Origin of the sequence: Halogeometricum pallidum JCM 14848 (genome assembly GCF_000337095.1) — an archaeon.
In the GTDB taxonomy this organism is placed as follows: domain Archaea; phylum Halobacteriota; class Halobacteria; order Halobacteriales; family Haloferacaceae; genus Halogeometricum; species Halogeometricum pallidum.
Map to the genome: position 1 here is coordinate 249,922 of NZ_AOIV01000011.1, position 17,009 is coordinate 266,930.

At 59.3% G+C, this 17,009-nt stretch carries 14 protein-coding genes; 4 read left to right on the forward strand and 10 right to left on the reverse strand.

Annotated elements, in window-relative coordinates; genetic code table 11:
- Positions 1 to 159: 159 nt before the first annotated feature.
- Genes C474_RS07310 through C474_RS21310 form a run of 3 tightly spaced genes read right to left on the reverse strand, consistent with a single transcriptional unit; the run spans position 160 to position 2,077 of the window.
- Complete coding sequence (locus C474_RS07310; protein ID WP_008385409.1) at positions 160 to 372, reverse strand: hypothetical protein; 213 nt, start codon at positions 370 to 372, stop codon at positions 160 to 162.
- Between the two features lie 6 nt (positions 373 to 378).
- Positions 379 to 849 carry a hypothetical protein gene (locus C474_RS07315; RefSeq protein WP_152421617.1) on the reverse strand — a complete coding sequence of 157 codons (471 nt, stop codon included), beginning with the start codon at positions 847 to 849 and terminating at the stop codon, positions 379 to 381.
- A gap of 34 nt (positions 850 to 883) precedes the next feature.
- The gene (locus C474_RS21310) at positions 884 to 2,077 is read right to left on the reverse strand and encodes a trans-sulfuration enzyme family protein (RefSeq protein WP_008385413.1); all 1,194 of its coding nucleotides are present in this window, start codon (positions 2,075 to 2,077) and stop codon (positions 884 to 886) included.
- Between the two features lie 423 nt (positions 2,078 to 2,500).
- Here C474_RS21310 and C474_RS07325 point away from each other — a divergent pair, with 423 nt between their 5' ends.
- The 3 genes from C474_RS07325 (at position 2,501) to C474_RS07340 (ending at position 8,344) form a co-directional block, all read left to right on the forward strand.
- A complete protein-coding gene (locus C474_RS07325; RefSeq protein WP_008385416.1) occupies positions 2,501 to 3,418 on the forward strand; it encodes a DMT family transporter in 918 nt (305 codons plus the stop codon).
- Between the two features lie 2,225 nt (positions 3,419 to 5,643).
- Positions 5,644 to 6,516, forward strand: a complete 873-nt coding sequence (locus C474_RS07335) for an NAD-dependent epimerase/dehydratase family protein (protein ID WP_049916801.1) — start codon at positions 5,644 to 5,646, stop codon at positions 6,514 to 6,516.
- Positions 6,517 to 6,826: 310 nt separating this feature from the next.
- Positions 6,827 to 8,344, forward strand: a complete 1,518-nt coding sequence (locus C474_RS07340; protein ID WP_008385421.1) for an alpha-L-fucosidase — start codon at positions 6,827 to 6,829, stop codon at positions 8,342 to 8,344.
- A 23-nt stretch (positions 8,345 to 8,367) separates the two neighbouring features.
- Here C474_RS07340 and C474_RS07345 read toward each other — a convergent pair whose 3' ends face one another.
- Together C474_RS07345 and C474_RS07350 are read right to left on the reverse strand one after the other, a co-directional pair.
- Positions 8,368 to 9,360, reverse strand: a complete 993-nt coding sequence (locus C474_RS07345) for an aldo/keto reductase (RefSeq protein ID WP_008385422.1) — start codon at positions 9,358 to 9,360, stop codon at positions 8,368 to 8,370.
- A 62-nt stretch (positions 9,361 to 9,422) separates the two neighbouring features.
- Positions 9,423 to 10,214, reverse strand: coding sequence for a TIM barrel protein (locus C474_RS07350; protein ID WP_008385424.1), 792 nt, complete (start codon positions 10,212 to 10,214; stop codon positions 9,423 to 9,425).
- A 136-nt stretch (positions 10,215 to 10,350) separates the two neighbouring features.
- Here C474_RS07350 and C474_RS07355 point away from each other — a divergent pair, with 136 nt between their 5' ends.
- Entirely contained in the window at positions 10,351 to 11,856 is a 1,506-nt protein-coding gene (locus C474_RS07355; protein WP_049916802.1) for an alpha-L-fucosidase, read from the forward strand.
- 527 nt (positions 11,857 to 12,383) lie between these two features.
- Here the strand turns inward: C474_RS07355 and C474_RS07360 are convergent.
- The 5 genes from C474_RS07360 to C474_RS07380 form a co-directional block, all read right to left on the reverse strand.
- Positions 12,384 to 13,565, reverse strand: a complete 1,182-nt coding sequence (locus C474_RS07360; protein ID WP_008385428.1) for an ABC transporter ATP-binding protein — start codon at positions 13,563 to 13,565, stop codon at positions 12,384 to 12,386.
- Positions 13,566 to 13,607: 42 nt separating this feature from the next.
- Complete coding sequence (locus C474_RS07365) at positions 13,608 to 13,955, reverse strand: L-rhamnose mutarotase (protein WP_049916803.1); 348 nt, start codon at positions 13,953 to 13,955, stop codon at positions 13,608 to 13,610.
- Between the two features lie 61 nt (positions 13,956 to 14,016).
- Positions 14,017 to 14,889, reverse strand: coding sequence for an amidohydrolase family protein (locus C474_RS07370; RefSeq protein WP_008385432.1), 873 nt, complete (start codon positions 14,887 to 14,889; stop codon positions 14,017 to 14,019).
- Positions 14,890 to 14,893: 4 nt separating this feature from the next.
- Positions 14,894 to 15,700 carry an SDR family NAD(P)-dependent oxidoreductase gene (locus C474_RS07375; protein ID WP_008385433.1) on the reverse strand — a complete coding sequence of 269 codons (807 nt, stop codon included), beginning with the start codon at positions 15,698 to 15,700 and terminating at the stop codon, positions 14,894 to 14,896.
- Between the two features lie 66 nt (positions 15,701 to 15,766).
- Positions 15,767 to 16,888 (reverse strand): alpha-L-fucosidase, encoded by a 1,122-nt coding sequence (locus C474_RS07380; protein WP_008385436.1) that lies wholly within the window; start codon positions 16,886 to 16,888, stop codon positions 15,767 to 15,769.
- Positions 16,889 to 17,009: the final 121 nt, after the last annotated feature.

Consider the following 17,009-nt stretch of genomic DNA (forward strand, 5'->3'; position numbering starts at 1 on the left):
AGATATAGATTCGTGAGCGATTACGGGTAGTGTTTAACGAGATGTGAGCAGGGGCAGGCAGCAATACGACTGTTAGTACAGTCTGAGCGTCGTGGGGGACCGTTTTCTCACAACGGTCTCAAAGCAGGGCACAGAAGAGATTGAGACGGTCCCAATTCGTCAGTCGCCTGAGTCTGCGTCGGTTCCGCGGACGCTGGTCACCGCACCACTCGCACTGATGATGACATCGACGTCGCCCCGTGCTGCCTTGTCGTCAATGCGGTCTACAAACTGCTCGGACGTCAGCAACTCATACTCGTTTTGAGGCCCTTGTAGAGCGTTCACTTCACTGAGCACGAGTGCAACCTTCGCGAACGCAAGATTCCGTCGCATTGTTCGCTACTCCTGTAGTGTTTCTTGCTTCAGGTCATCGTTTGCCTCAACTGCCACCCCGGGGGACGCCGTTTCAAACTGTTCCTGATACGAGCGAATATCCTCCCGGATCTCTGCGACACGTTCTTCGAGCGTTGCCGGGTCAACTTCTGATAGTATTCGGCGTGCCTGTTCGAATGCGGCGGACTCCGCCGAGCGCCGGTAGACCGTCGCACTCTGGTCAGGGTTGGTGGTTTCCTCGACGAAGTCAACTCTGTGAGGCGTTCCAACTGCTCCCTCGTCCGTCAAAGCCGCCCAGCAAATTGCCGCGGACCGTGAGCCGACGAAACTGTCGTCACCGTCGCCTGCGATACCGGCCTCAAGTACCTCTCTGGTGGCCTGTACGAGGACCTCGACAAATCGACATTCTATCTGTTGAATCAAGTAGAGCCGGGAAGATTCAGGCGAACGTGGACGGTTCCTTGATACTACCCCCATATTTGCTCCACTCAGCTCAGACCACGGATGTAATCTATATCGAATCTAGTTGCGTCCGTAGATCAGCGATAAGATCTTCTGCATCTTCGATTCCAGTCGAAATACGGATGAGAGTGTCAGAAATCCCCATCTCACTACGAACCTGTTCGCTGACTTCGGCATGAGTCATCGTTTCTGCGTGTGCGATGAGCGATTCGACACCGCCAAGACTGGCAGTGAGTGCGAAATGATTGAGCCCTTCCAGAACATGCTTCACAGCATCCCGATCGCCATCAAGTTCGAAAGAGAGCATTCCACCATGGCCCGACATTTGGGACGTCGCTAACTCATGCTGGGGGTGGGAGGGAAGGCCCGGATAATGGACCGACGACACAGATTCGTGCTGTTCAAGAAATTCAGCCAAAGCCTGCGCATTCCGCTCGTGAGTCTCCATCCGCTGAGGGAGCGTTTTCATCCCGCGCGTGACCAAATACGAATCGTGCGGAGATTGAATCGCACCCGTTCCGTATTTTTGAACATGATGGAATCGGTCGTGGAGATCGGCATCGTCAGTGACGATTGCACCGCCGACGACGTCACTATGCCCATTTACGTACTTTGTCGTACTGTGAACGACTACATCAGCCCCGAGCGACAACGGCTGTTGGAAGTAGGGGCTCATGAACGTATTGTCCACTGCGAGCACAGCGTCTGACTCTGCTGTTGCCTCTGCTATCGTTTCAATATCACAGAGCTTCATCAGAGGGTTCGTCGGACTTTCTACCCAAATCAGCGCAGTTTCGTCACGAACTGCACTGACAAGATCATCGGGAGACGCTGGATCAAGATAATCGATGTCGATATCGAATTCGGTGAGAAGATCTCCGAACAGGTTTCGTGTCCCTCCATAGAGTGAATTAAGAGTTACAACGTGGTCGCCCGGGCGTAGCAACGCCCAGCCAACAGTTGCGATCGCGGCCATCCCGGACGAGAGTGCCAGTCCGTTTTCAGCCTGCTCAAGCGTTGCAATCCGCTGAGCTAGCTCATCGCGTGTCGGATTACGGTTGCGTGAGTAGACGAACTCATTCCTCGGTGATTCGATTTCGTCGCGGACGAACGTCGATGAGTGATGAATTGGCGGGATAAGATCACCGAACTCCGCATTTTGTTTTGACTTAGACCGGTCGCCATGGACTGCTTTGGTCGAAAACGACGCCTCAGTCAAATCTGCATCGTGTTCTTCAGTCATTGGATGGCAAATGTGTGAGTGTCACACAACGTCTTCTTTCCTCCTCTGTGACTATATATGGCCTTTTCTCAACATAAAGGGAAGGCTTCCCCCCGCCTCAGTCGGAAGCTATCGCTCTGTGGTAAGTAGAGATGAAGCAACTATCGTTCAGTACAGAGGATGCACCTATCGTTCAGTACACCGGGGATAGTGGGTGCTGGGTAGTCGACTATCCTCAAGCAGCATTTTATGACTTGAATATTATCTTCAAATCGAATTGATGGATTCGTTATTCTAACACCGTATCCGACAACCACGATAGATACCTATCAAACAACGAGTACGCCAGCAGATCGACGATGACGGCCTCCAAAACAAGGTGACGATGGATCTGTCACCACAACTCGGTGGGTTAATCTGATTGCAAAATCACCGTAAGGACAGATGGCGACGTACAGAGACATTCGGGATTTGGGGCTTCTCGCCTTGTTGTGGGGGACCATCTTTCCGGCCACGGAAATCGGGCTCTCGACGTTCCCTCCGCTGCTGCTGATGGCACTGCGGTTCGACGTGGCCAGTCTCGTCATGATTGGGTATATCGTCCTTCAAGGTGTGGACTGGTGGCCACGCTCGCGAGGTGACGTGCTGGCAATCGTCGCTGGTAGCGTGCTGTGGACAGTAATCGGTAACGGAATCTGGTATATCGGCCAGGACTTGACCACGAGCATCTTCTCGGGCGTCATGAGTAGCCTCGTACCGGTGTTGACAGCCGGGTTCGCATGGGTGCTGCTTCCCACCGAGCGCCTTCGCCCCCTCTCGATTGCGGGCTTGGGCATCGGATTCGTCGGCGTCGTAATTATGCTGATTCCTTCGGGAACGGTTACGTTGACCGGGGGTTTATTGGGTAAGGCAATCCTGCTGGGAGGAGCGAGTAGCGTCGCGCTGTCAAGTGTACTGATTCGATACGCCGACTTCTCGCTCTCTAGTATCGCGCAAACGGCGTGGTCAGCGGCCCTCGGTGCTGTCCTCTTGCATGGTCTGAGCCTGCTCCTCGGCGAAGCATGGAGTGGCGAAGTCGAAGTGCCACTGTCTGCGGGCGCAGCAGTAGTGTATCTCGGTGTCCTCTCGACGGTCGCCGCATATCTGCTCTACTTTTCGCTACTCCAGCGTCGCTCCTCGTTCGAGGTAACACTCATGATGTACCTAGCCCCTGTCGTGGCCGCGACAGCTGGGTGGCTGCTATTTGGTGAGCCAATTACGCTCCCCATGGTCGTAGGGTTCTTTCTCGTCGTTGTCGGATTTTTACTGATGAAACGTCGAGAAATTCGGACAGAACTCACCCGGTACGGGATCGCCAGCTGACGGTGCCTCTGTAACTATCAGTAGATTAATGTTTGCTAAGAGTGCCTTTGGAGACTGACCGCCAACACAGAGAAACGCCTGCTCGCTGACCCTGCGGCCGCCTGTTCATCGCCCTCACCTAGGAAAGAGTAGTTAAGACTACTCGTCGAGGATCGACTAGCGGTCTCACCGCGCTCTGAAGCGTCGATGTGTGAGTACGCCTCCTTCGTCACGGAGAGGCTAGAGTGCCGAAGGATGTCGGACGCCAGCCCCCGGTCTTTCCGGAACAAGGCATCCCCGAGGCCACGACGGGCGTCGTGTAGCTTCGGTGCTTCACCGTTGACGTCCACACCGGCATCCTCAGCAATTCGTGCGAGAACCCGACGAGCGCCATGAGTCGTAATCGCCGGTGGAGCAATCTCGAACTCGTGGAGAACTTCGTCGACATCGGCGTCACCGAGGAGTGCGTCCGCGTCGTCGCGAGCGTCACGGATCGCCGCGTACTTCGACGGCGCGTGTCCGGTCGGGAACACCGGCCACTCGTCGGTCGGTGGGTTCTGCACGCGCTTCCACTGCCGCATCGCCTCGCGAGCCTGTTCGAGCACGGACACGTCCTCCCACGACTGGGATTTGCCCCAGACGCGGAACGTCCACGAGTCCGTATCGACGCGTTCCCACGTGAGTCCCTGTCGGCCCGAGCGGTCGTCGCCGCTCACGCGGAAGACCTCCGCTCCTCGGACGCCCGTGTACGCGAGGACGTGGATGAACGCGCGGTCTTGGACGGCCTGTGTAGCGCCGAGACCGTCCGCTTCGATTGCTTCGTACGCGCGGTCGTTCGTATACTCGACGAGTTTCTGGCGAACGTCGGGCGTCCAGAACTGCTGGGTCCGGTCTTCGTCGTCGCGGGGCAAGGGCTCACGAGCGCGATCTGTGAGCGCCGGATTCTGCGAGAGGACGCCGTCGCGAACACAGTAGCCGAGAAAGCCGCTGACGACGTTATAGTACATCTGTGCCGTCGATGCCGCGATTCCGTCCGCCTCAACGCGCTGGTTGAGTCGGTCGGCATACCGGCGAAGNCTGACGACGTTATAGTACATCTGTGCCGTCGATGCCGCGATTCCGTCCGCCTCAACGCGCTGGTTGAGTCGGTCGGCATACCGGCGAAGAATCTGCTCGCCATCGTTCTCGAAGGAGTTGAAGGTCTCGAGGTCGCGACGCTGAAGCCAGTCGGTGAACTGGTCGAGGACGGTTTCGGCGGTTTGGCGGTACTGGTCGGAGTCACCGCTGGANGTCTCGAGGTCGCGACGCTGAAGCCAGTCGGTGAACTGGTCGAGGACGGTTTCGGCGGTTTGGCGGTACTGGTCGGAGTCACCGCTGGATCGGAGGTAGCGGTCAGCAGCCTGCGAGATGTCCGAGTCTTCGGCAGTCACGTGTTCCTCTGTGATTCTCGAGTGGCGTTTTGCGGGTTGTAACCCCTGGATTTCGTGGATGACATCGGATAGGATGAGGGTACAGCGTCGACCCCCTTAGTTCTACGTTCGTGTACTGGGCTACACGTAAGTGAAACTTCCGCGTTACGATTTGCTACAGAAAGAGCTTTTACCCGCTGAATTCAGCAATTGATTGCCTCAGTGCGAAATAATAAATCATATAGTGCTATACAAAGATATGGCGATGAGTTGCCCCACAACCTCGGAGGATAATTTGATGCGTGCCTTTTAAATCATCAGAGTATTATGTACAATCAATATATCACAACTATATATTCCCGTCAACAGCGTCACTCGTTACAATCATCGAATGAACTGAATCGTTAATCCCTAGCTCGTGGCACTTTTTGCCTCCGGGAGAACAATAGAAGAGAGAATCAGTATAGTTGTAGCGTTCTTAGAAGAGCTCAAACGAAAAGAGATTGTGAGTTCTAAAACTTGTCCTATATCTTATACTATCATGGCCGCTTCTTTCGTCTGTATCTACGGTAGAGAAACTTGCACGGAGTATTCTTAACCTGCTGATTGCGCACCTTCTCGAGTGTTATTTCAATTTATTGACATTCGTAATTGGGATACCCTCGTCCCAAATGGGTTAGTCAGATCGAGGGGCAGAGGACTCCCATTGCCGATTTTGCTTTGTAAAGTCCATGTAGGCCTCTTCGTCCAATTCCACGGTATCTGTCGGCTTGATGGTAGGACGGCGACCGGATCCGGGTCACGCCTTTATTAGGGCGGAGGAACGACAGCGGGGGTATGTCTCGGATTATAGTCACTGGTGGCTTCGGACGATCCGGTCGCTGGATCGTCGACCGACTCGCAACTGACGGCCACGACATCATGTGTATGGATCAAACAACTGCTGACGTGGACCACCCTGCAATTGATGCCCGACAGGTCGATCTGACCGAGAAGGGCGACGTGTTCGACTTATTCCACGAGTTTGACCCTGACGACGTGGTTCACTGGGGGGCAATCCCCGACCCGCTCGGCCACGCCGGCGGGCACGTCTTCGAGAACAACCTCATGGGCGCGTATAACGTACTCGACGCCGCTGGTCGCGTCGGCGCGGACGTCGTGGCGGCGTCTTCCGAGAGCGCGTACGGCTTCGCATTCGCCGACGAGACGCCGCTCCCGGACTATCTACCGATCGACGAAACCCACCCGATGCGACCAGAAGACCCCTACGGTACTGCCAAGGTCGCGGCAGAAGAGGTCGCCGAGATGGTCGCGCGACGGGACGGGATCGGTATCGTCTCGATTCGACCATCCTGGATTCAGTATCCCGGCGAGTACCTCTGCCGGGACCGCGACCCGAGCGAGGAAGGCGACGGCAACATCTGGTGCTACGTCGACATCCGCGACATCGTCGATAGCGTCGTCGCGGCCATCGACGCCGACATTGATGGCCACGAACCGCTCAACATCGCGGCTGCCAACAACTACGCCGACATGCCGACACGCGACGTGGTCGAGAACTGGTTCGGCAAACTGCCCGAACAGTGTGACATCGGGGGCGAGCAGGCGGCACTCTCGACGGCCAAAGCACAGGAGATGCTCGACTGGGAACCGACCTACTCCTGGCGCGAGGCCGCCGACGAAGATGTGGCGGGGGCGACGATTTTCTGAGCTGACTCGTACTTCGTCGTCTCAAGCGCCTCAGTAGGCAGTTTTTGGTTGAGCATAGACACCAAAACCACCAAACTGCTCACTTCTCAAACTGGCTTAACTTGACAGTGCCATGCTGTCAACCACGGTGTCGACTCACGAGGCCATGTACAATAGTACTCGGACCGTTGCCGACGACCTCGTGGCGACCGTCGAGAATCGGGATCCCGAGCATCGAGTCGACTGATGATCGTTATGCATATGACTCTCGAAGGTGTCTCGGGGGATCTGGATCTCAAACTATTAGTAATGGGGGTTGGACACTATTGACATGGCCGAGTACGAGCCAACTTGGCAGTCATTAGACCAGCATGCCGTTCCGGAGTGGTATCACGACGAGAAACTGGGTATCTTCATCCACTGGGGCATCTATTCGGCCCCAGCGTGGGCACCCACCGATGCCGAGATCGGCGGTGAGAACGCCTCACCGTACGCCGAGTGGTATCCCTACTACATGCACGAGGAGGGATCTCCCACCAAAGAGTATCATGAAGAGACCTACGGTGAGGCGTTCGAGTACATCGATTTCCTCGACGACTGGGACGCCAAGAACTGGGACCCCGACGAGTGGGCGTCGTTTTTCGACGACGTAGGCGCAGGCTACGTCGTCCTGACTGGCGAACATCACGACGGGTTCCCCCTGTGGGACAGCCACTATACGAAGTACAACGCCGCTGAGATGGGTCCGGAACGCGACCTCGTCGGTGACCTTGCCGATGCGGTCCGCGAGTATGGCCTGCGCTTTGCCGCATCCTACCACGCCAACTACAACTACTACCAGCCTGGCTTCGATGGGCAGTTCGGCCATCCCGACTACGAGAAGGGCGGTCCGGCCGAGGAGCGCGGCGGCCCGGGTTCGGAGTACGTGGACTTCATGAACGCCAAGCACCGTGAACTGATCCGCAAGTACGATCCCGACCTGCTGTGGTTCGACGTCCCCAAGGCCGACGGCGAACACGCTCACGCACAGGAACTGATCGCGGACTACTACAACCGCGCCGAAGAACGCGGACAGGATGNGTTCGACGTCCCCAAGGCCGACGGCGAACACGCTCACGCACAGGAACTGATCGCGGACTACTACAACCGCGCCGAAGAACGCGGACAGGATGTCGTCGTCAACGACCGTGCTTCGACCGATGCCATCGGCCCCACCATCGACATCGAGGGGAACCGCCGCGACAACGACGAGTACCACGGCGACTTCGTCACACCGGAGTACACCTCCTTCGATGAGATCCAGGACCGCAAGTGGGAGTGCTGTCGTGGCATCGGCCACTCCTTCGGCTACAACGCGGTTGAGGACGCGGAGGACCATCTCTCGGCCGAAGAACTCATCCACTCGTTCGTCGACATCGTCTCGAAGAACGGTAATCTCCTCATCAACGTTGGCCCGCGCGCTGACGGGACCATTCCGGACCTCCAGCGGACGCCGCTGGCCGGACTGGGGTCGTGGCTGGACGTAAACGGCGACGCCATTTTCGCCTCCCGACCATGGGCCGTCGCCGAGGACGACGCCAGTAGTATCGATGTACGCTACACCCACCGCGACGGCGACCTCTACGCCACCGCGTTCGATTGGCCTGGCGACGACCTAGAACTGTCGGTCCCAGCTCACGTCGACCTCGACACCGTGCCCGGTGCGGAGTTGCTGACCGGCGGCGGCCCACAACAGTGTCAGACTGCCCTCAATGGCGACGTGCTGACGGTGTCGCTCCCGGCAGAACCGGACCACGACCACGCCTACACCCTTCGCCTCATCGGCGTCGATAATCCGCGCGCACAGTAGTTCGATCCGCGCGACGAAATCACCTACAGCAGATCGTCCGACCACACGGGGTCGATCGGAGCTTCCAGCCGTTCGATATCCTCATCTGAGAGGTCGATATCCAGCGCACCCACAGTCTCGTCAAGCTGGTCGACCGATTTCGGGCCGACAATGGGCGCGGTGACCACGTCTTTGTGCAACAGCCACGCGATGCTCACCTGAACCGGCGAGACGTCCTGCTCGTCGGCGATCTCTCGGACTGCGTCCAGCACCGCCCACTGGTCGTCGTCGAACTCCTCGGCGGGCGTGACACCCTCTTCAGCCATTCGCGACCCTTCCGGTGGCTCGTCGTCTCGTTCATACTTCCCGGTGAGGAAGCCACGGTACAGCGGCGACCACGGGACAACACCGATTCCCTGATCCGCACAGACCGGCACGACGTTCTCTTCCTCGTGGCGGCGGACGAGGCTGTACTCTGGTTGCATACTGACGAACCGCTCGTAGTGCTCGACGTCGCTGGTCTGCAGCGCCTTCATGAACTGCCAGCCGGCCATCGAACTCGCGCCGACGTACCGGACCAGTCCCTCATCGACAAGATGATCCAGCGCCGACAGCGTTTCCTCGATGGGCGTCTGGTCGTCCCAGCGGTGTATCTGGTAGAGGTCTATGTAGTCGGTCCCAAGTCGGTCGAGGCTCGCGTGGGCCTGATCGAGGATGTGCTTTCGCGAGAGTCCCTGTCCGTTCGGACCCGTGTGCATCTGGCCGTACACCTTCGTCGCGACGACGAGTTCGTCGCGCTCGTACTCCTCGATGGCGTTGCCGACAATCCGCTCGCTGTCGCCCGTCGAGTAGATATTTGCCGTGTCGATGAAGTTGATTCCGTGTTCGATCGCCCGCTCGATTACCGGCTGACTGTCTTCCTCGTCAACTGTCCAGTCGTCCTGATAGGTCGGCCGCCAACCGCTGCCGAAGTTCATCGTCCCCAGACAGAGGCGCGAGACCTCCAGTCCGGTCGCTCCGAGTGTCGTGTACTCCATTGTCTGGCTCACACATAGAGTTCGACGGGAGGGGCCATAAAACGGCCGGAGCGGTGCCCGTTTCAGGCCACGCGATCATGGATTGCGACAGCGTCGGCGACAGTTTCGTCGGGATCTCCCTGCGGGACGTACTCCAGCCCGACGGTGCCCTCGTAGCCGATCTCGGTAATGGTTCTGAAGATCGTCGTCCAGTCGAGTTCATCCGGCCCGAGTTCGGAGCGTCCCGGGACACCGGCGACGTGGTACATTCCGATTCGATCGTGGTACTCGCGGATGCGAGCGAGGATATCGCCTTCTGTGATCTGCTGGTGGTACACGTCGTAGAGGAGTTGGACGTGCTCGTGGTCGACGGCATCGACGATCTCGATCCCGCGGTCAGTCGTCGTGAGGAAGTATCCCGGATGGTCGACGCGGACGTTCAGCGGTTCGACGACCAGCGTCACGTCGGCGGCAGCGGCGGCTGGCGCGGCCGTGCGCAACACGTCGACGATGGCGCGCTGCTGGATCGCCTCGTCGACGCACTGTTGGTCCGGCCCGACCGTGACGACGACGTTATCGACGTACTCGCCGACGCACTCACACGTCTCGATGATCGTGTCGATGGCCGCATTGTGGCAGTCTGGATCGGTCATCGCCGGTCCCTCGTGACCTGTGTTCCCTGCTGCCTCACCTGCAGCGGTGCTGACCCACTTGACGTCCTGCTCGTTACAGGCCGCGGCGAGCGCGTCGGCGTCGGTCTCGCGCCAGTGGAGGAAGCCGATACTGTCGGCCCCTGCGCTGGCGACGCGCGCTGGGAACGCTGTCGGGTCGTCGTCGGGGAACACTGCCCACTTCGTCACGTGAATGCCGAACATACGAACGGCTTCGAGGGGCGATGACTTTACCCTTGACTTTGTCAGGATGCTGCTGCACAGCGAAGCAAATCCCGTTAGGACGGTTGCAGACTGTCAGAACGCAAGCTACTTTGTGTGCGGTGATGACTATCCACACATGTCGGAATACAAGCCGACATGGGAGTCGTTAGACTCGCATGCGCTACCGAACTGGTTCCGTGACGCAAAGCTAGGTATCTTCATCCACTGGGGCGTCTACTCCGTCCCGGCGTGGGCCCCTCCAGATGCCGAAATCGGCGGTGAGAGCGCCTCACCGTACGCCGAGTGGTACCCCTACTACATGTACGAGGAGAACTCACCGACCAAGGACTACCACGAGGAGACCTACGGCACCGACGTCGAGTACGCCGACTTCATTGACGACTTTACCGCCGAGAACTGGGATCCCGACAAGTGGGCGTCGCTCTTCGACGACGTGGGCGCGGGCTACGTCGTCCTGACTGGCGAACATCACGACGGGTTCCCCTTGTGGGACAGCCACTATACGAAGTACAACGCCGCCGGAATGGGCCCGAAACGCGACCTCGTCGGTGACCTTGCCGATGCCGTCCGCGAGTACGGCCTGCGCTTTGCCGCATCCTACCACGCCAACTACAACTACTATCAGCCCGGTTTCGACGGGCAGTTCGGCCATCCCGACTACGAGAAGGGCGGCCCAGTCGAAGAGCGCGGCGGCCCGGGTTCGGAGTACGTGGACTTCATGAACGCCAAGCACCGCGAACTGATCCGCAAGTACGACCCAGACCTCCTGTGGTTCGACGTCCCCAAGGCCGACGGCGAACACGCTCACGCACAGGAACTGATCGCGGACTACTACAACCGCGCCGAAGAACGCGGACAGGATGNGTTCGACGTCCCCAAGGCCGACGGCGAACACGCTCACGCACAGGAACTGATCGCGGACTACTACAACCGCGCCGAAGAACGCGGACAGGATGTCGCCGTCAACGACCGTGCTTCGACCGATGCCATCGGCCCTACCATCGATATCGAGAACCGTGAGATAGAGGACACGCACGGCGATTTCATCACGCCCGAGTATGTGACGTTCGACGAGATTCGCGACGAGCCATGGGAAGGCAACCGCGGAATCGGTCACTCCTTCGGCTACAACGCGGTTGAGGACGTGGAGGACCATCTCTCGGCCAAAGAACTCATCCACTCGTTCGTCGACATCGTCTCGAAGAACGGCAACCTTCTCCTCAACGTCGGGCCGAGAGCCGACGGGACGATTCCGGACATCCAGCGCGAACGCCTCGAAGCGCTTGGTGCGTGGCTGGACGTGAACGGCGACGCCATCTTCGCCTCCCGACCGTGGGCCATCGCTGAAGACGACGACAGTGAGGTGGAGGTCCGCTACACCCACCGTGATGGCGACCTCTACGTCACTGCACTCAACTGGCCAGGTGACAAACTCACGCTGTCGGTTCCAGCCTACGTCGATCTCGACGCCGCGCCCGACGCGGAGTTGCTGACCGGCGACGGCGGTGAATCACTCACTGTCGGTCACGAGGCTGATCGACTCTTGCTCGAACTACCGGACAAACCGCCCCACGAACACGCGTCTGTGGTCCGGCTGGCAGACGTAGAAAATCCGCGATAATACGGTCGCAGGACAGTCCCTCCCGTCGTCGAACATTTTCGAAGCGCTTCACTGTCCGGCGCGAGTGATGATGAACGGCCGCTGTCGGCTTCGAGAGCAATCCGAACGCTTCGCCGACTTTGTCGGCAACCTATTCGAGCATCGATGGAGCAGCGAACGCGCCGTCATGAAGATCAGTGGCGTTAGTTCTTCGACGACGCGGAGGTCTTCCGCTTGCGTGCCACTTCGACCAGTGCCGCGGAGGCATAGAAGCGGTCCAAGTGCATCTGTCCGGAATGCGCATCACGCCGACAGTCGGGACCGATCGTCGAGAGGGCCGTGATGAGGCCCGCCCAATTGGTCTTGACAACGGGCGGGGGGCGAACGCCGCGGATCGTACTCGCAGTGAGGGTCGTCCGATCTCGTCTGGCGGGATCGGATCGGTGTCCCGCATCTGCTCGACGACCCCTATCGCCGGGAATGGCGTCTTACCACAGGCGTCAGTGATATCGAGCTCGGACACGCTCAGGGTTTCGACTCTCATATCGTCAGTCGTCGCTCTGACCCGCTGCGAACGACGAGGTATTCTGGAACTCGTCGGCTTCGGCTTCCGCGGCCTCCGGCGGTTGGCGGTTCTTGATCGCTTCGCCTGTGTGTCCGTCAAAGACGTGGATTCGATCCTGCGGGAACACTACGTCGATCTGGCTGTCTTCCTTGATGTACTCCTCGCCGTCGACGCTTGCGGTGCAGGTCTGGTCCCCGACCGTGAAGTAGACGAACGACTCGTCGCCGAGCGGTTCAACAACGTCGACAGTCACTGTCAGTGCGTTCTCGTCGTTAGTACCGGCGATGCGGATGTCCTCTGGTCGGATGCCGAGTGTCAGGTCGTCTGTACTGTTCGCGATGGTGTCTGCAGTCGCCGGTTTGAGATGGTACTCAAACTCGTCGTGGACCAGCGCTCCGGCGTCTCGATCCTGTTTCACCTCGAAGAAATTCATCGACGGTGAGCCGATGAAGCCCGCGACGAAGCGGTTGGCTGGAAGGTGATAGCACTCCAGCGGTGTCCCAATCTGCTGGAGTTTGCCGCCGTCGAGGACGGCGATGCGGTCGCCCATCGTCATCGCCTCCGTCTGGTCGTGCGTGACGTAGATGGTCGTCACGCCGAGGTCCGACTGAAGGTTCTGGAGTTCGGTCCGCATCGTCGTTCGCAGTTTCGCGTCGAGGTTCGATAGCGGCTCGTCCATTAGGAACAATTCGGGATCGCGGACGATCGCCCGTCCCAACGCGACCCGCTGTTGCTGGCCGCCCGAGAGTTCGCCCGGCTTCTTCTCTAACAGTTCCTCGATGCCCATCATCGACGCCGTCTGTTCGATGCGCTCCTCGATCTCGTCGCTCTCCATGTCCGTCCCCATCTTGAGACCGAATCCCATGTTTTTCCGGGAGGACATGTGGGGGTACAGCGCGTAGTTCTGGAACACCATCGCGATGTCGCGGTCGCGCGATCGCTGGTGGGTGATGTCCCTGCCGCTGAGGGTAATCGTCCCCTCGGTCACGGATTCGAGGCCGGCGGTACACCGAAGTGTGGTCGACTTCCCGCAGCCCGAAGGGCCAACGAGGACCAGAAACTCGCCGTCCTCAATTTCGATCGAGACATCGTCGACGGCGACGATTTCCGTTTCGGAGTCATTATTGAACCGTTTGGTCAGGTTCTGAATTACAAGGTCGCCCATAATTTGAGTCTCACAGTAGTCGATGATAAATCTTGTTCCTTGCTATCTGTTCTCATCTCCAGAGAGTGTCCAGATTCGGTCCATGAAGGGGATTGGTTCGTCCGCGTCGTCGACGTCGACACCCTCGCGCTTGAACTGGGCAGTAAATCGTTCCCACTCTTCGACCGCCTCGTCGCCGTCGACCTCGTCGAGGTAGGCGTCGAGGTCTTCGACTTCAAGGATACAGACCGCCAGATCGTCGCGGACGTACAGTTCGAACGCCGTGACGCCGCCGCGGCGCATCGCGTCGGAGACGCCCTCGGGCACGTCTTCGTGAGCTTCGAGGTACTCATCCTTGTGTTCGGGGTCGATACGTTGGATATACACTGCTCGCTCCGTATCCGAGGACATACTTACGGTAATGTGTGAGGCGATAATGAAGGTTGTGTCAGTCGGAGGCGAGCGCGCTGGACTACGTCTCGTGGATCCGCTCGAACGTCCGGTGGGAGAGGTACGAGTAGTCACGTGCCGAGAGGAACGAAGCTTCTTCGAACCACGAGAGACAGTCTTCGTAGCTCGCCCAGTCGTCCATCCACGGGAAATCAGAGCCGAGCATGAGCCGTTCGGGACCGAACCACTCGACGAGGTTGCTGACGTAACCGTGGAGGGCAGCGTAGGGCCACGCTTCGTCGGCCGACCGCGGGAGCGAACTCACCTTGACGGCGACATTGTCGTGTTCGGCAACAGCCTCGAAGTCAGTCCACGGCGCTTCGTCGGGCGCGGTCGTCTCGTCGGGGAACGCCATGTGATCGACGACGAGTTGCACGTCGGGATGGGATTCGGCGATATCCGCGACCATTGACAGTTGCTCTGCCTTCGGGAAGACGAAGACGGCCGTATCGAGCGCTGCGGCTTCCGCCCAGACCGGCTCGAGCGCGTCGTCTGTAATCCAGTTTGCCGTCCGATTCAGCTGGCTCGGATACTCCGCGTACTCCAGACAGGCGTGCATCCGAACACCAAGTAGTCGCTCGTGACCGACGACGCGGCGCAGGTCAGCCCGCACCGCCTCAGGATCGTCCTGAAAGAAGTCCATCAGCCCGACGCCCCACAGGCGGTCAGGGAATGCCTCGATGGCCCGCATCGTGTACTCGTTGGCCCGCATCCCGCGTCCGTATAGCGGTGTCGTCACGATGACGCTCTCGTCGACGTTGGCGGCGTCCATGTCGGTGATCAGATCGCGAGCGGTGTAGGGCCCCTCCCACGCCGGCGGCAGAATTTCGGCCTGCCATGGCAGTTCATTCGTGTTCGCGCCCCATGCGTGCGTGTGCGTGTCGATGAATCGCATCGGCTTATTCCAGATTGCCGCCGCCGCTCACTCGGAGGATCGCCCCGACGACGTAGGACGCTTTGTCGCTGGCGAGGTACATTACCGCGTTCGCCAGATCCTCGGGTTGACCCATGCGACCGATGGGGCGGGCTTCGCCCCACTCACGAAGGATGTCGTCGGGCGTTCGCTCGGGGTCGTCTTCGGCTGCCATCTCTGCCTCGTAGTGCACCTGATAGGTCTCGGTGAGGTCCGTCGAGATAGCGTTCATGCGGATGCCGTGCTCGGCGAGTTCGTGGGCCATTCGCCACGTCAGCCCGTTGATCGAGGTCTTCGAGATGCCGTACAGGCCGCGCCGACCCGCCCGACGGTCGCCGGTCTGGCTTGTGTGGTTGACGATCGATCCAGCGATGTCTTCCTCGATCATGTGGGCCGCGACGAGCTTCGAGGCGTAGTACTGCGCGCGGACGTTCACATCCATCGCGAAGTCCCAGTCTTCGAGCGAAGCGTTGACGAGCGACGCTTCACGGGGCCAGACCGCTGCGTTGTTAACCAGCAGATCGATCTCGCTGAAGGCGTCGATGGCCGTCTTGACGAGGGCCTCGATGTCGTCGGGGTTGCCCATGTCTGCCGTGACACCAATCACGTCACCTTCACTGCGGTCGTCGAGGTCTTCGGCGACTGCTGTCACGTCCGCTTCGGTTCGAGAGTTGACGACGATATTCGCGCCCGCGTCGGCCAGTCCCTCGGCGATGCCGCGACCAATTCCTTTCGTCGAGCCGGTGACGATCGCCGATTCACCGCTGTAGTCGTAGCTTGCATGGCCGACCATAACGAGTAGATGATCAGGGTGCTCGATCAAGAATCCACCGGTGCAGGCGGTCGAGGACCCCAGCAGCTACGCTGCGCTGTCTCGACCGGGATACCCCTCACGCTCAATTCGCTCGCCGATCGACCGGAGCGTCTGGACGTCCTCGGGGTCGAGGCTTCCGTCGGGAAGTGGGCCAACATTCAACAGGAGGTTGTACCCCTCGGAGCGCGTCGTTTCGAGTTTGCGCCAGACTTCCTCGGCGTCGCGGTGCATCCCCTCGGCCGCCTTCGCATAGCCCCACGAGGTCGAGACCTGTTGCTGAGTCTCACCACCCTCGCCGCCGTAGCCCCACTGGCCGGCCATTTCCTCCCGATGGGCCTCACCAGGGATCATCGTTGTGCAGACCTCCCCCAGCACGTCGGCCTCGCCAGTCTCGTGTTCCGGCGTTACGAAGTCCTCGGTTCCCGTGACGCCCTCTTTGTAGCTGATCAGCGTCTGGGGCTGACAGTCCCATATCGTCTCGTACAGCGATTCGAGTCGGAAGGCCTCAGCGAACCGTTCAGGGTCTTTCTGGGGGAGATAGGACGGATCGAGCCAGATGCCCGCAATAGGGCCGTACTCCGTGAGCAGTTCCTCGACCTGCGATTCGAGATAGTCGAGATAGATGTCAAGATCGTGACCCGAGTCGGCGTAACAGCCGGGTTGCTCCTCGTAAGCCGGCCGCACCGGGTCACCCCACTCCTCACGGTTGGGTGCGTGGGGGTGGTGCCAGTCGTAGCCATGCGAGTAGTACAGAAAAAGGCCCAGTCCGGCGTCCTGACAGGCCTCGGTGAGTTCGGCGACGAGATCCCGACTGGCCGGCGCTTCCGTGGATTTGTACGTCGTGTACTCGCTGTCGAACAGGCAAAAGCCCTCGTGGTGGCGTGCGGTGAACGTCACGTAGTTCATTCCGCAATCCTGTGCGAACTCGACGATCGTCTCGGCGTCAAACCCCTCGGCGGTGAAGTGGTGCTGCAGTTGTGCGTAGTCGGCTGGCTCGATGCGTTTGTGATACTGCACCCACTCGTGGTTACCAAGGAGCGAGTAGAGCCCGTAGTGGAGAAAGAGTCCATAGTCGGCGTCGTCGAACCACTCGCGGGCAGCCTGTCGGGGGTTGTCGTCATATCGCTGTTCGTAGCCGTCGAGGTAGCTCGGAGCTGTCGATGTCACGGTTCGAAAATGTGGTGCGATACCAATAGTCATTCCGGTTTTTCACGTCCGAACAACAGGTGACGCGAACGGAAAACCGCTGGCAGTCGCGGCCGGTTCGATCGAAGGGGTCGACGACGGT

What these genes read in the sequence shown, in the direction of transcription:
- C474_RS07310 (WP_008385409.1), bottom strand. Translation starts at nt 372, where the DNA reads ATGCGACGGAATCTTGCGTTCGCGAAGGTTGCACTCGTGCTCAGTGAA.
- C474_RS07315 (WP_152421617.1), bottom strand. Translation starts at nt 849, where the DNA reads ATGGGGGTAGTATCAAGGAACCGTCCACGTTCGCCTGAATCTTCCCGG.
- C474_RS21310 (WP_008385413.1), bottom strand. Translation starts at nt 2,077, where the DNA reads ATGACTGAAGAACACGATGCAGATTTGACTGAGGCGTCGTTTTCGACC.
- C474_RS07325 (WP_008385416.1), top strand. Translation starts at nt 2,501, where the DNA reads ATGGCGACGTACAGAGACATTCGGGATTTGGGGCTTCTCGCCTTGTTG.
- C474_RS07335 (WP_049916801.1), top strand. Translation starts at nt 5,644, where the DNA reads ATGTCTCGGATTATAGTCACTGGTGGCTTCGGACGATCCGGTCGCTGG.
- C474_RS07345 (WP_008385422.1), bottom strand. Translation starts at nt 9,360, where the DNA reads ATGGAGTACACGACACTCGGAGCGACCGGACTGGAGGTCTCGCGCCTC.
- C474_RS07350 (WP_008385424.1), bottom strand. Translation starts at nt 10,214, where the DNA reads ATGTTCGGCATTCACGTGACGAAGTGGGCAGTGTTCCCCGACGACGAC.
- C474_RS07360 (WP_008385428.1), bottom strand. Translation starts at nt 13,565, where the DNA reads ATGGGCGACCTTGTAATTCAGAACCTGACCAAACGGTTCAATAATGAC.
- C474_RS07365 (WP_049916803.1), bottom strand. Translation starts at nt 13,955, where the DNA reads ATGTCCTCGGATACGGAGCGAGCAGTGTATATCCAACGTATCGACCCC.
- C474_RS07370 (WP_008385432.1), bottom strand. Translation starts at nt 14,889, where the DNA reads ATGCGATTCATCGACACGCACACGCACGCATGGGGCGCGAACACGAAT.
- C474_RS07375 (WP_008385433.1), bottom strand. Translation starts at nt 15,700, where the DNA reads ATGGTCGGCCATGCAAGCTACGACTACAGCGGTGAATCGGCGATCGTC.